Below are 13,767 nucleotides of genomic sequence, written 5' to 3'. Positions count from 1 at the left end.
CGACACCTGGTGCTCAACTGGGCGTAACTATATGGGAGTTCGTGATCGCACAGGGTGGGAATGGTTGCGCTTTCACAAGTCGTTCTCAATCCGCGGGCAGACCCTCCTCGCCCCGCCGCGTGTCACTGTCAGTGACGGGAGGCATTCTTGGAGGTATGACGGAAAAGGATCTGAGGGAGCTGCGGGCGGCGTTGCGGTCGGAGCTGCGGAAAGACGTGCGCGGAGAGGTCGCCTTCGACGCGACCGCGCGGGCGCTGAACACCATGGACGCGTCCAACTACCGGCGCGTACCGCTCGGCGTGGTCGCCCCGAGAGACGCCGACGACGTGGCGGCGGCGCTGGCGGTGTGCTCCAGGCTGGGCGTACCGGTCGTCGCGCGCGGCGGTGGTACGTCGATCGCGGGACAGGCGACCGGCACGGGCGTGGTCCTGGACTTCACCCGGCACATGAACCGGATCGTGTCCCTGGACGCGCGGGCGCGCACGGCCGTGGTCCAGCCGGGAGTCGTCCTGGACCGCCTCCAGGAGGCCGCCGCGCCGCACGGCCTGCGCTTCGGGCCCGACCCGTCGACCCACAGCCGGTGCACGCTCGGCGGGATGATCGGCAACAACTCCTGCGGGTCGCACTCGGTGGCCTGGGGCACGACGGCCGACAGTGTGCGCGAGCTGTCCGTGGTGACGGCGAGGGGCGAGTCCCTGTCGCCGGGCCGGTCGTGGGCGGGCGCTCCGGAGGGGCTGCGGGCTCTGGTGGAGGGCGAGCTGGAGCGGCTGCGCACGGGCTTCCCGGACCTGCCCCGCCGCATCTCGGGGTACGCCCTGGACGCGCTGCTCCCCGAGAAGGGCGCCGACGTAGCCCGCTTCTTCTGCGGCTCCGAGGGCACCCTGGGCGTGCTGACGGAGGCGGTCGTCGCTCTCGTCGAGTCCCCACGCGCGCGTGCGCTCGCCGTGCTGGCGTACGGGGACGAGGGCGCCGCCGCCGAGGCAGCGGCGGGCCTGCTGCCGTACGGGCCGTTGACGGTGGAGGGCATGGCGGCCGATCTCGTACGGGCGGACGCGGGACTGCCCAAGGGCGGCGCCTGGCTGTTCGTGGAGACGGGCGGCGGGACGGCGGCGGAGGCACGCGCGCGTGCGGACGCGATCGTGCGGTCCGCGGACGTCGTCGACTCCCTCGTGGTCACCGACCCGGCCGGTCAGCGGGCCCTGTGGCGCGTCCGCGAGGACGCGAGCGGTACGGCGACCCGGATGCCGGACGGCACCGAGGCGTGGCCCGGCTGGGAGGACTGCGCGGTGCCCCCGGCCCGACTGGGGCCGTACTTGCGGGACTTCAGGGGGCTGCTGTCCGCCCACGGGCTGCGCGGCACGCCGTACGGGCACTTCGGAGACGGCTGCATTCACGTACGCATCGACTTCGACCTGCTCTCCCGCGAGGGCATCGCCCGCTTCCGCCGCTTCTCGGAGGAGCTGGCGGAGCTGGTAGTCGCCCACGGCGGCTCGCTCTCCGGAGAACACGGCGACGGACAGGCCCGGGCGGAACTCCTCCCGAAGATGTACGGGGCGGAGATGGTCGCCCTCTTCGAGCGCGCGAAGACGGTGTGGGACCCGGACGACCTGCTCAATCCGGGGATGCTGGTCCGGCCCGCGGCCCTGGACGAGAACCTGAGGTTCGCCGTGCTCCCGCGCAAGCCGGTGGACGTGGCCTTCGGCTATCCGCACGACGGGGGCGACTTCTCGGCGGCAGTCCGCAGGTGCGTGGGCGTCGCCAAGTGCCGTACGGAGACGGCCGGTCCGGGCTCCGGCGTCATGTGCCCCTCCTTCCGTGCGACCGGCGAGGAGGAGCACTCCACACGCGGGCGGGCCCGGCTGCTGCACGAGATGCTCGCGGGCGAGGTCGTCACCGACGGCTGGGCGTCCACGGAGGTCCGCGACGCACTGGACCTGTGCCTGTCCTGCAAGGGCTGCCGCTCCGACTGCCCGGTCGGCGTCGACATGGCCACGTACAAGGCGGAGTTCCTGCACCACCACTACAAGGGCCGACGCCGCCCGGCGGCCCACTACGCGATGGGCTGGCTACCGATCTGGCTACGGACGGTGTCCCGCCTGCGCCTGGCGGGCGTCGTCAACTTCCTCGCTTCGGTACGACTGCTGGCCGGCGTCGGAAAGCGGCTCGGAGGCATCGCGCCCGAGCGGAGGATTCCTCGGGTGGCGGGGGAGACGTTCCGGGGGTGGTTCGGGCGGCGTGATGGGGGTGGATTGGCGGGACGACTCGGGATTGGCGGGTTGGTGGGTCGGCCCGGGGCGGGAGGGTCGGTGGGTCGGCCTGGGGCGGGAGGGTCGGAGGGTCGGCCTGGGGCGGGAGGGTCGGTGGGTCGGCCCGGGGCGGGAGGGTCGGAGGGCCGGTCTGAGGTGGGAAGGTCGGAGAGCCGGCCTGAGGTGGGCGGGTCGGCGGACCCGAGCGGTGATGCGGGGCCGCCCGTCACTCTCCTCTTCCCCGACACCTTCACGAACCACCTCTCGCCCGAGGTGGGCCAGGCGGCGGTCAGGGTCCTGGAGGACGCGGGACGCCGGGTGGAACTGCCGCCGTCCGGCGTGTGCTGCGGCCTGACGTACGTCTCCACGGGTCAACTGGACCGCGCCCGTACGGTGCTGAGGCGCACCCTCGACCGTATGGAACCCCACCTCGGCACCCCGCTCGTCGTCCTGGAGCCGAGCTGCGCCGCCGCCCTCCGGACCGACCTCCCCGAGCTGCTCCACGACGACCCGCGCGCGCGGCGGCTCGCGGAGTCGGTCGTGACGTTCGCCGAGGCCCTGGAGAGCCAGGCCCCGGACTGGACCCCGCCGCACGTCGACCGCCCGGTCACCGGCCAGACGCACTGCCACCAGCACGCGGTACTCGGCGACACGCCTGACCGCCGCCTGCGCACGGCGGCGGGCCTGACCGGCGAACTCTCCGGCGGCTGCTGCGGCCTGGCGGGCAACTTCGGCTTCGAGAAGGGGCACTACGAGGTGTCGGTGGCCTGCGCGGAGGAGCAACTGCTGCCGGCGGTCCGGGCGGCAGGGGAGGAGACGGTGGTCCTGGCAGACGGCTTCTCGTGCCGCACGCAGCTGGAACAGGTGGGCGGGGTGAAGGGCCGACACCTGGCCGAGGTGCTTGCGGAGGGACTGGGCGGCCCCGACTCGTAGGAGGAGGCGCCGAGGTCACCGTAAGCCTCAAAATGGGTTCACAGTCCTGACGAAGTCCATTACTCTGGACCGAGCTGTGCACCATGGTGAACGAACCACGAACGGTGAACGGCAAGCACGACAAACGACGAACCACGCACGACAAACGACGAACCACGCACGACAAACGACGAACCACGAACTACGACTCTCGACCCGAACTTCCTGGACGGCCCCGTGAACATCCCCAGCACCAGCGCTGACCAGTCCCCGACGGTGGCCGCCAACCCCACGGGCGCGGGCGCTGTCGCCGGTCCGGCCTCCAAGTCCGGGGCGGCCTCCACGCCCGACCCGGCGCCGGCGTCCGGTGCCGCTCCCACGGGTGGCTCACGCGGAGTGCGGGCCCTTGGGCCCGTCGGCCTGGTGCTGGCCGGAGGCATCTCCGTCCAGTTCGGCGGCGCCCTCGCCGTGAGTCTCATGCCGCGCGCCGGAGCGCTCGGCATCGTCACGCTGCGCCTCGCGGTCGCCGCGATCGTGCTGCTGGTGATCTGCCGCCCCAAGCTGCGCGGCCACTCGCGCGCGGACTGGGGCACCGTCATCGTCTTCGGCATCACGATGGCCGCGATGAACGGCCTCTTCTACCAGTCCGTCGCCCGCATCCCGCTCGGCCCCGCCGTGACGCTGGAGGTGCTCGGCCCCCTCGTCCTCTCGGTGCTGGCCTCCCGCCGTGCCCTCAACTTCGTCTGGGCCGGCCTCGCTCTCGGCGGAGTGTTCCTCCTCGGCGGCGGAGGCTTCGACACCCTCGACCCGGTCGGCGTCGCGTTCGCCCTGTCGGCGGGCGCCATGTGGGCCGCGTACATAGTTTTCAGCGTACGGACGGGCCGCCGCTTCCCGCAGGCCGACGGGCTGGCGCTCGCCATGGCGGTGGCGGCCGTGCTGTTCCTGCCTCTGGGCCTCGTAGAGTCCGGCGCGAAGCTGCTGAACCCGACGACGATCGCCCTGGGCTCCGCCGTCGCCGTCCTCTCCTCCGTCCTCCCGTACACCCTCGAACTCCTCGCCCTGCGCCGCCTCCCGGCCTCCACCTTCGCCGTCCTCATGAGCCTCGAACCGGCCGTCGCCTCGATCGCGGGCTTCCTGGTCCTGAGCCAGACGCTGTCCGTGACGGAGGCCCTGGCGATCACACTCGTCATCGCGGCGAGCATGGGGGCGGTACGGACCCAGGTGGGGCGGGGCAGGGCCAAGGGGCTGGAGGCCGGGGCGGCGTCTTGACCGATGGTCGGGGCGACCGACGCATCTGGTAGAAAACGCAAATTGTTTCGCAAATAATGGTGTGAGCGCTACAGTCGGGTTCGTGCCCAGGACCCCCAACACCCCCCATCCCCGCAACACCCCGCACCTCACGCCGGACGCCATGACCCCGGACGAGAAGGCGGCCATCGACCGTATCCGCACGGCACGCGCAGCGTTCGACGCCGCCTCCGGCCGCCTCGCAGAGGCCATCAGCAACGGCCTGACCACCTCCACCCGGCGCGGCTGGCCGGTCCGCGTGGCCGAAGCGTCCGGATACACCTCTTCGCGTATCCGCCAGATGCAAGAGGGCCAGATGCGAGATACCAAGAGCGGGACAACTGGCACCGATAGGACGAAGGGAACGGCAGCATGAGCGCGCAGCACGCCGAAACAGCAGGCGACGGACCGCTTATCCCGCGCCCGGAGCGCACCCCCGCCGCCCTCCGCGCGGCCTGCGCCGTCGTTGCCCCCCAGCTTCTGGCTGCCTACGACCAAGCCAGGGACCAGGCACTCGCGGAGGCCTTGGAGAACGGCTCCATCAAGCCGGTCCACGCCTACCTCAACCACTGGGCCGCTCTGATCGAGATCGAGCGGCACCCGGAGAGGGCGAAGGTCTACCACCGCGCCGAATACCTCGCCCACGTCGCGACCGCCCCTGACGAGGCCCGCACACACCTGACCACAGCCGGCGGCATCTACCGTGACGCGGCCAAGGCGGTGCACGCCGCGTGACTTGGCACTGGGAATACATCCCCGACGAGGAGACCGTGGCGTCCGGCGCTCCGCCCGCGTTCATCGCCGAGGTGGAGAAGAGAGCGGACGAGCTGGTGAGAGCGGCTGAAGCCCTTTACCTCCACGGCCCTGCCTTTCAGGGGGCAGACGAGGGGGCGAAGCACGCATTCGTGGACGGCGGGTTCTTCGTCTACATGGTCACGCCGCGCACGGAACTCGTCACCATCTGGCAGATCACTTCCGACCCTCTCCTCTGAGAGCCGACTCTCGCCGATCGGTGCTGTCCCAGCAGAGAACACGCACGCTTATCGGAAGGTGAAGTCTGTCTCGGTATCAAGGTGCTGATGGTCGTTGTCTGTGCCCTGAATTCCATCATCGTCGGCATTGTGGCTGCTCGTGTCATCCACAAGCCCGACACCCCAAGGGGCATGCGTTCTTCGGGGCCGCACGTTCGGCGGCACTCTCACGCTGTGCCTGCTGGTGCTGACGTCGCTCGGCGTGTTTTGAACTCGCAGAAACAGCGTCAGCCCGCTCGCCGGGGTTTCGCCGTCAGGCCGGACGCAATCGGAACAGCCGGGGCATCTCCGAACCGAATAGCACCCCCGTGAGGTTCACCGGAAGTCTCGACCCAGAACTTCTCTGGGTTGGCCGTCAGGAACGCTTCCAACTCATGCATCAAGTCGTCGTCCCAGCTTCCGCGTTCAGGCGGCCTGTAGTCCGCCTTGCCATCGAGCCGCACGACCCGCTGCCACCCGTCGCCGATCCAGACCTCAATGTGTAAGAGATGCACGACGTACAGACTCCCCACGCCCGGCCCTACCGGAAACACGGTCAGTAGGGCACGCCGAGCGCTTCAACGTGGGTTCAGCGCACGTCGCGCCGCGTTGATGACGTTGTGGGCGTCAGCCCCGTACACCGCCGACTCGCGCAGGGTCTTCCACACCTTCGAGTGCAAGGCGATGTTCTCGGCGTCGTTCAACCACAGCTCGGCGTGCCAGTCTTCGGCGACGACCAGGCGGTCATCAAGGACCCAGAAGCCGTTCGCAGGCACGATCTTGACGGATGCCGTGAACGGGATGATGCCAAGCTCGACCGTGTCCATCCCGATCAGGCCCGTGAGACGGTCGAGCTGGGCGGCAAGCACCGAGGGAGGGCAGATGAGTGAACGCAACGCGGCTTCCCACATCAGCACGTGCAGCTTGTGACCAGGGCGGTACAGCCACTCCTGTCGCTGCACCCGAGAGCGCACGGCGTCCTCAATGTCGCCGGCTCCGCCCAGCAACTCCGCATAGCGCTGGATGACGTGGCGCGCGTACTCGGGGGTCTGCAACAGTCCGGCGATCACCGACTCTTCCCAGATCCACATCTCCGAGGTGCGGTCGATCTCCGCACTCAGTCCCTCGTGCAGCGGCTTGAAGCCGTTCGCCAGGGCCCTGCGCCATGACCTGATGTGGGACTCGAACCCGGCCAGCCGGGCGGCGAGTTCGGGGTATGCACCCGGCCGCTCGGCCGCGTCGGCCCACGCCCGCAGGTCCTCGGGGGTAGCCGTCTGCTTGCCGTTCTCCAGCTTGCTGACCTTGGAGCCGGGCCAGCCGAGCCGCTGCGCGAGTTGCTGACCGGTGAGCCGACCACCGGGACACGAGAAGCGGAGTTCACGCAGCCGCGTTCCTAGTGCCGCCCGTGCCTGTTGATAGTCAGTGCTCACCGGTCACGCGCGCTATTCGATCGCAGCCACTTGTGCGGCGAACTGGTCGAACGGCACGGCTTGGTGCACCGCCGCGTCGCGCGCGACGGCGTACCGCACGACCTCCGCCGGTTCCGTGATCAGCTCGATGTTCAACAGGTTGTCGGCCTCATCGAAGTGCAGCAGGGCAACCAAACGCGAGTCGAAAATCCAGAAGTCTTCGGTGGGCAGACCAGTCGCGTCCTCGCGCCACAGGTAGCGCATGTCCTCGCCGACAGCGGCGTTGTGCCGGGCGTAGTCGAGCAGGAACCGCTGTTCCGTGGTGGGTGGGTTGTCGGCGATGCGGACCCGGCCGACCGTCTTGCCTGCGTCCGTCTGGGCCTTGATGTTGACGAACCAGGGGTCGTTGAGGTCGCAGGGCGACGAACCGGTGGCCAGGAACGCCTGAAAGTCGGGGTCCTGTCGGTCCGACGCGTAACCGCGGCGCGTCTCCAGACGCCACGCGGTGTGCTTGAAGGTCTCGAAGAGACGCCGGAAAGTGGCCCGGTCGACAAGCTCTGGCACCCGCTCCATCTCCTTCGGTCCCCAGTTCACGAGCAGTTCGCGCGGCACGACCACCGCTGCCTCGTCCGGCCCGAAGTGCTGAAGCTGCGCGAGGTCTCCGGGGTCGGTGACGGGCGTGCCCTGAACGATGATCTCGCCGGTTCCCTCATCCGTGTGCAGGGCGGGGCAACCGTCGACCTTGCTGTCTGTGCCGGTGAAGCGCAACTGACGAGCCATGGACGCTCTCCCTTCCAGGAGTGTTGATCCAATCAGCATGGTCGGGGCTCCACCACGGCACCACGGGTTGCGGCAGGGCATAGGTGAAAACACCAGCAATCCGAATCACTCGTCGAGCAAATTCGAGAAAACAGCATATCGCCCGCCAACCCCCCACTTCTAGCGTTCCGTTCATGACTACGAAGAAACCGGACGTCGACCCGTACACGGCTGCCGAGTCCCTGAGAGCAGCACTGACCGAGGTCGGGATCGTGTTGCCCTCGCTGAGGGTCGACCCTGCATCCCCTCAACTGCGGCTCGTTGAGCTGGGGCGTGTGCGCGCCGATGTGGCGGACCGCCTGGCGCGAGCGCTTCGGCGAGGGGGCCGCAAGTAATGGGAAACGAGAAGCCCTCAACGATGCTCAGCCACGGCGAACTGCCGTACCCGGCGGGAACGTTCGTCGAGGATACGGTGCACGACCGGACCGGCGAACTGGTCGGCGTGATCGAGGAACGCGCCAAGGGCACCGGGCGCGTCGGTAGCCGGACCGCGTTCGTGCGGCCGAGAGGAGGTGGCATCGAGTGGGACGTCCCTTTGGACAGCATCCACCCCGTCGAGAGCCCTCAGGTGTCCCGACCAAGCGCGCGGCCTTGATCGGCACGGGTGACGTCATCGGCTACGAAGGCATGTGGCGCACCGTCAAAACCACGACGACCGCCCGGGGTCCGCTGGGTGGGGTGGCCATTGTGGTCACCTGGGAGGAGGGTGGTGCGGCCCGATTCCCCGCCGGTGATGAGCTGCTCCTGGGGACAGACTGATACCCACCTGAGGGCCAGAACTTGCAGGAGGTCTGGGCGCCGGCCCCCGGAACGGGCGGCAGGGACTGGCGGTTCAGGTCTCGGCGTCGTCAGTCGGCGGGCTTCTCCCAGACCGAGACGTGCTGTTCGCTCTCGTTGGTGAACGGCTCCCGGGTCCACCCGTCCCACCGGTCGCGCAGCCGTAGCCCCGCCAGTTGGGCCATCAGGTCGAGCTCCGCGGGCCACACGTAACGGAAAGGGACGGACCAGTACGAGCCGCGGCCGTCCACGACCTCCACATAGTTCGAACTCATCCCCTGGGTCGCCACGTCGTACAGGTCGAACGACCATCGCGTCGGGCTCGTGTGGAACGGTACGGCGCTCTGGCCGGGCGGAAGCCTGCGCAGGTCGGGGACTCCGACCTCGATGACGAACGTTCCGCCGGGCTCCAGGTGCTCCGCGACGTTGCGGAAACACGCGACCTGTTCCGCCTGTGTCGTCAGGTTCATGATCGTGTTGAAGACCAGATACGCGACCGAGAACGTGCCGTCCACCCTCGTCGTCGCGAAGTCGCCGATCGTCACATCGATCGCGTCGGCGTCGGCGTCGCCGTCACCTTCGCCGCCTTGCTTGGCGCGCAGCCGCGCCACCATCGCCCGGGACATGTCGATGCCGTGCACCGCGACGCCGCGTCGTGCGAGCGGCAACGCGATGCGGCCCGTCCCGATGCCCAGTTCCAGCGCCCGGCCGTCACCGGCCAGCGCCGCCAGCACGTCGATGACCGGGTCCACGGCGCGGGACTCGAACATCTCCGCCGACGACTCGTCGTACGTCGCCGCGATGGTTTCTCCGAAGTAGCCGTCCTCGTCGTCTGCCACCGGCAGACCGTACTGCGGGGGTCCCTGCCCACGCGTGCCAATTTCGCCGTCGCCGACCCGGCATGCCTTCGGGAATCCGTACAGGCATCCATACCGGCCGTATAGGCCATCCCCGCTTCAACAATGCAAGCACGCTTGCTTGTTTCTGTGGGCGCTGCCATGCTCCTGGGCACACCGCGTCGCACACCGCCGTGCCCGAGGGGAGCGCATCGTGACCGACCTGACGCCTGTGTTCGACGATCTGCGCGACGAGAGCGAGGAACTCGACCGGCTTGTAGGGGAGTTGAGCGAGGACACCTGGGCGCTCGCGACCCCGGCGGCCGGCTGGAGCGTCGCCCATCAGATCGCGCACCTCACCTGGACCGACCGTTCGGCGCTGCTCGCGGTGACCGACCTGGAGGCGTTCGCGGGGGAGGTCGAGAAGGCGCTCGCCGCCCCGGACCGGTTCGTCGACGAGGGTGCCGAGGCAGGGGCCGGGCTGCCGCCCGCACGGCTGCTCGCCGAGTGGCGCGCGGGGCGCGACGCCCTGCACAAGGCGCTGTGCGCGGCACCCACAGGGGTGCGTTTCCCCTGGTACGGGCCGCCCATGTCCGCCGCCTCCATGGCGACGGCCCGACTCATGGAGACCTGGGCCCACGGGCAGGACATCGCCGACACGTTGCATGTGATGAGGCCACCCACCGACCGGCTGCGGCATGTGGCGCGCATCGGGGTGCGGGCAAGGGACTTCGCCTTCGGGGTGCGGGGGCTCGCCCCGCCCGAGGAGGAGTTCCGTGTCGAGCTCACCTCACCCCCCTCGGGACCCTCCTCCGGCGAGTTGTGGACGTACGGCCCCGAGGACGCCGCCCAGCGCGTCACCGGCCCCGCCCTCGACTTCTGCCTGCTCGTCACCCGGCGGGCCCACCGCACCGACCTCGCCGTACGGGCGCACGGGCCCGATGCCGACCGCTGGCTGGACATCGCACAGGCCTTCGCGGGGCCACCGGGCACCGGCCGCGAACCGAAGGGAGCCACCACGGCATGACCGACTCGACGCCCGGCCGTGTGCCCGGGGCCACACCGCGCTCTGTGCCCGGGGCCACGCCGCGCTCTGTGCCCGGGGCCGCGGCCGGTCCTGAGCCCGGCCCCACGACCGGACCTGCGCCGCTCTCCGCACCCGCCTCCGCCCCCCACCCCCTCCGCATAGGCAACGCCTCCGGCTTCTACGGTGACCGGTTCGACGCCATGCGCGAGATGCTCAGCGGCGGCCCCCTGGACGTCCTGACCGGTGACTACCTCGCCGAACTGACCATGCTCATCCTCGGCCGCGACCGCCTCAAGAACCCGGCCGGCGGCTACGCCCGCACCTTCCTGCGGCAGTTGGAGGAGTGTCTCGGCCTCGCGCACGAGAAGGGCGTACGGATCGTCGCCAACGCCGGCGGCCTGAACCCGGCCGGACTCGCCGATGCCGTACGGGAGTTGGCCCAGCGGCTCGGCATCCCGGCACGGGTCGCGCACGTCGAGGGCGACGACCTGACCGCACGCCACCCGAAGAGCCTCGCCGCGCACGCCTACCTGGGCGGCGAAGGCATCGCCACCTGCCTCCGCGAAGGCGCGGACATCGTCGTCACCGGCCGGGTCACCGACGCCGCCCTGGTCACGGGCCCGGCCGCCGCCCACTTCGGCTGGGCGCCCGACGCGTACGACCGGCTCGCGGGTGCCGTCGTCGCCGGGCACGTCCTGGAGTGCGGCACGCAGGCCACCGGCGGCAACTACGCCTTCTTCGCCGAACACGACCCGGCCCGCCTGCACCACCCGGGCTTCCCGGTCGCCGAGCTCCACGAGGACGGCACGAGCGTCATCACCAAGCACGACGGCACCGGCGGCGTCGTGGACCTCGGCACGGTCACCGCCCAACTCCTGTACGAGACGTCCGGCGCCCGGTACGCGGGCCCCGACGTCACCGCGCGCCTCGACTCGGTCCGGCTCACGCAGGAGGGCCCCGACCGGGTACGGATCGACGGTGTGCACGGGGAGGCTCCGCCTCCCACCCTCAAGGTCGGGCTCAACCGGCTCGGCGGTTTCCGCAACGAGGTCGTCTTCGTCCTGGCGGGGCTCGACATCGAGAAGAAGGCCGCGTTCGCGCGGGTCCAGTTGGAGACCGCGCTCATGGCGGCGAAGTCCCGCCCGGCGGACATGCGGTGGGAACTGGCCCGCACCGACCACCCCGACGCGCCCACCGAGGAGACGGCCAGTGCCCTCCTCCGGCTCGTCGTGCGCGACCCCGACCAGGACGCGGTGGGCCGGACTCTCAGCGGAGCCGCCGTCGAGCTGGCGCTCGGCAGCTATCCCGGATTCCATGTGATGGCGCCACCGGGAAAGGGCTCCCCCTATGGGGTCTTCGAGGATGTGTACGTCCCTCATGGGGATGTGGACCATATGGCCGTCCTCCACGACGGGCGCCGGGTCCATGTGACGTCGGCCCACGGCACCCGCGTACTGGAGCCGCTGGAGGAACCCCCGCTGCCCGAACCCCCACCCTTGGGATCGACCCGCCGCGCCCCCCTCGGCCTAGTCGCCGGAGCCCGCAGCGGCGACAAAGGCGGCAACGCCAACGTCGGCGTCTGGGTCCGTACCGACCACGCCTGGCGATGGCTCGCGCACACCCTCACCACCGACCGGTTCCGCGAACTCCTCCCGGAGACAGCCGACTTGACCGTCGTACGGCACGTCCTGCCCAACCTCCGCGCCCTCAACTTCGTAGTAGAGGGAGTGCTCGGCGAGGGCGTCGCCGCCCAGCACCGTTTCGACCCGCAGGCCAAGGCCCTCGGCGAATGGCTGCGTTCCCGCCACCTCGACATCCCGGAGGTCCTGCTGTGACGGTCCTGGCGTCCGCCCTGGACACCGCCTCCCCCGACTACGCCGCCCACCGCGAAGCCATGCTCGCCAAGCTCACCGAGCTCGGCGCCGAGCACGCGAAGGCCCTCGCGGGAGGCGGCGAGAAGTACGTCGCCCGGCACCGGGGGCGCGGCAAACTGCTCGCCCGCGAGCGCATCGAGCTGCTCCTCGACCCCGACACGCCGTTCCTCGAACTGTCGCCGCTCGCCGCCTGGGGGAGCGCCTCCCCCGAGTACACCGTCGGCGCCTCGCTCGTCACCGGGATCGGGGTCGTCGAGGGCGTGGAGTGCCTGATCACGGCGAACGACCCGACCGTGCGCGGCGGCGCCAGCAACCCCTGGAGCCTGAAGAAAGCCCTCCGGGCGAACGACATCGCGCTCGCCAACCGCCTGCCCTGCATCAGCCTCGTCGAGTCCGGCGGCGCGGACCTGCCCTCCCAGAAGGAGATCTTCATCCCCGGGGGCGCGATCTTCCGTGACCTCACGCGCCTGTCCGCCGCCGGTATCCCGACCGTCGCCGTCGTCTTCGGCAACTCCACCGCCGGCGGTGCGTACATCCCCGGCATGTCCGACCACGTGATCATGGTCAAGGAGCGGGCGAAGGTCTTCCTCGGCGGTCCGCCGCTGGTCAAGATGGCCACCGGCGAGGAGAGCGACGACGAGTCGCTGGGCGGCGCCGAGATGCACGCGCGCGTGTCGGGCCTCGCCGACCACTTCGCCGTCGACGAGCAGGACGCCCTGAGGCAGGCACGCCGCGTCGTCGCCCGCCTCAACCACCGCAAGGCGTACGGCGATCCCGGCCCGGCCGCCCCGCCCAAGTACGACGAGGACGAGCTGCTGGGCATCGTGCCCGGGGATCTGCGCACGCCTTTCGACCCGCGCGAGGTGATCGCGCGCTTCGTCGACGCCTCCGACTTCGACGAGTTCAAGCCGCTGTACGGGAGCAGCCTGGTCACCGGCTGGGCGGCGCTCCACGGCTACCCCATCGGAGTGCTGGCGAACGCCCAAGGGGTCCTCTTCAGCGAGGAGTCCCAGAAGGCGGCCCAGTTCATCCAGCTGGCCAACCAGCGCGACATCCCGCTGCTCTTCCTGCACAACACCACCGGCTACATGGTCGGCAAGGAGTACGAACAGGGCGGCATCATCAAGCACGGCGCGATGATGATCAACGCGGTGAGCAACAGCCGCGTCCCCCACCTCTCCGTGCTCATGGGCGCCTCCTACGGAGCGGGCCATTACGGCATGTGCGGGCGCGCCTACGACCCCCGCTTCCTCTTCGCCTGGCCCAGCGCCAAGTCCGCCGTCATGGGCCCCCAGCAGCTCGCGGGCGTCCTGTCGATCGTCGCCCGGCAGTCCGCCACCGCGAAGGGGCAGCCGTACGACGAGGACGCCGACGCCGCCCTGCGCGCCATGGTGGAGCAGCAGATCGAGTCCGAGTCCCTGCCGATGTTCCTGTCCGGGCGGCTGTACGACGACGGGGTCATCGACCCCCGCGACACCCGCACCGTCCTCGGCCTGTGCCTGTCCGCGATCCACACGGCGCCCTACGAGGGCGCACGCGGCGGCTTCGGCGTCTTCCGGATGTGAGAGGT

Annotated in this window: 13 protein-coding genes; 10 read left to right on the top strand and 3 right to left on the bottom strand. The window is 70.2% G+C overall.

What is annotated here, in order from left to right; translation table 11 throughout:
- Window positions 1–155: 155 nt before the first annotated feature.
- From OHA11_RS19640 to OHA11_RS19620, 5 genes are all read left to right on the top strand, one after another.
- On the top strand, window positions 156–3,179 hold the full coding sequence (locus OHA11_RS19640; RefSeq protein ID WP_266498119.1) for an FAD-binding and (Fe-S)-binding domain-containing protein: 3,024 nt from the start codon (window positions 156–158) through the stop codon (window positions 3,177–3,179).
- Between the two features lie 375 nt (window positions 3,180–3,554).
- Window positions 3,555–4,427, top strand: a complete 873-nt coding sequence (locus OHA11_RS19635; RefSeq protein WP_266507299.1) for a DMT family transporter — start codon at window positions 3,555–3,557, stop codon at window positions 4,425–4,427.
- 82 nt (window positions 4,428–4,509) lie between these two features.
- Window positions 4,510–4,821 (top strand): hypothetical protein, encoded by a 312-nt coding sequence (locus OHA11_RS19630; RefSeq protein WP_266498117.1) that lies wholly within the window; start codon window positions 4,510–4,512, stop codon window positions 4,819–4,821.
- On the top strand, window positions 4,818–5,180 hold the full coding sequence (locus OHA11_RS19625) for a DUF6247 family protein (protein ID WP_266498116.1): 363 nt from the start codon (window positions 4,818–4,820) through the stop codon (window positions 5,178–5,180). Before OHA11_RS19630 ends, OHA11_RS19625 begins: the two co-directional genes overlap by 4 nt.
- Window positions 5,177–5,437, top strand: a complete 261-nt coding sequence (locus tag OHA11_RS19620; RefSeq protein ID WP_266498114.1) for a hypothetical protein — start codon at window positions 5,177–5,179, stop codon at window positions 5,435–5,437. Before OHA11_RS19625 ends, OHA11_RS19620 begins: the two co-directional genes overlap by 4 nt.
- A 596-nt stretch (window positions 5,438–6,033) precedes the next feature.
- Here OHA11_RS19620 and OHA11_RS19615 read toward each other — a convergent pair.
- Complete coding sequence (locus tag OHA11_RS19615; RefSeq protein WP_266498113.1) at window positions 6,034–6,885, bottom strand: helix-turn-helix transcriptional regulator; 852 nt, start codon at window positions 6,883–6,885, stop codon at window positions 6,034–6,036.
- Window positions 6,886–6,897: 12 nt separating this feature from the next.
- Entirely contained in the window at window positions 6,898–7,644 is a 747-nt protein-coding gene (locus OHA11_RS19610; RefSeq protein ID WP_266498112.1) for a DUF6879 family protein, read from the bottom strand.
- A 173-nt stretch (window positions 7,645–7,817) separates the two neighbouring features.
- Here OHA11_RS19610 and OHA11_RS19605 point away from each other — a divergent pair, with 173 nt between their 5' ends.
- Together OHA11_RS19605 and OHA11_RS19600 are read left to right on the top strand one after the other, a co-directional pair.
- A complete protein-coding gene (locus tag OHA11_RS19605; RefSeq protein WP_266498110.1) occupies window positions 7,818–8,018 on the top strand; it encodes a hypothetical protein in 201 nt (66 codons plus the stop codon).
- On the top strand, window positions 8,018–8,278 hold the full coding sequence (locus OHA11_RS19600; RefSeq protein WP_266498107.1) for a hypothetical protein: 261 nt from the start codon (window positions 8,018–8,020) through the stop codon (window positions 8,276–8,278). The genes OHA11_RS19605 and OHA11_RS19600 overlap by 1 nt, the downstream gene beginning before the upstream one ends.
- 253 nt (window positions 8,279–8,531) lie before the next feature.
- On the opposite strand, the gene OHA11_RS19595 is transcribed toward OHA11_RS19600, so the two are convergent.
- Window positions 8,532–9,299: a class I SAM-dependent methyltransferase gene (locus tag OHA11_RS19595; protein WP_266498105.1), complete on the bottom strand. Its 768-nt coding sequence runs from the start codon at window positions 9,297–9,299 to the stop codon at window positions 8,532–8,534.
- Window positions 9,300–9,510: 211 nt separating this feature from the next.
- Here OHA11_RS19595 and OHA11_RS19590 point away from each other — a divergent pair, with 211 nt between their 5' ends.
- The 3 genes from OHA11_RS19590 to OHA11_RS19580 are packed head-to-tail and all read left to right on the top strand — an operon-like array spanning window position 9,511 to window position 13,762.
- Window positions 9,511–10,323 carry a TIGR03084 family metal-binding protein gene (locus tag OHA11_RS19590; RefSeq protein ID WP_266498102.1) on the top strand — a complete coding sequence of 271 codons (813 nt, stop codon included), beginning with the start codon at window positions 9,511–9,513 and terminating at the stop codon, window positions 10,321–10,323.
- Entirely contained in the window at window positions 10,320–12,158 is a 1,839-nt protein-coding gene (locus OHA11_RS19585) for an acyclic terpene utilization AtuA family protein (RefSeq protein WP_266498100.1), read from the top strand. The genes OHA11_RS19590 and OHA11_RS19585 overlap by 4 nt, the downstream gene beginning before the upstream one ends.
- Complete coding sequence (locus OHA11_RS19580) at window positions 12,155–13,762, top strand: acyl-CoA carboxylase subunit beta (protein WP_266498098.1); 1,608 nt, start codon at window positions 12,155–12,157, stop codon at window positions 13,760–13,762. Before OHA11_RS19585 ends, OHA11_RS19580 begins: the two co-directional genes overlap by 4 nt.
- The last annotated feature ends 5 nt before the right edge of the window (window positions 13,763–13,767 follow it).

The sequence above is a fragment of the Streptomyces sp. NBC_00878 genome, assembly GCF_026341515.1.
Taxonomy (GTDB): Bacteria; Actinomycetota; Actinomycetes; order Streptomycetales; family Streptomycetaceae; genus Streptomyces.
This window is presented reverse-complemented; position numbering and strand designations above follow the sequence as displayed.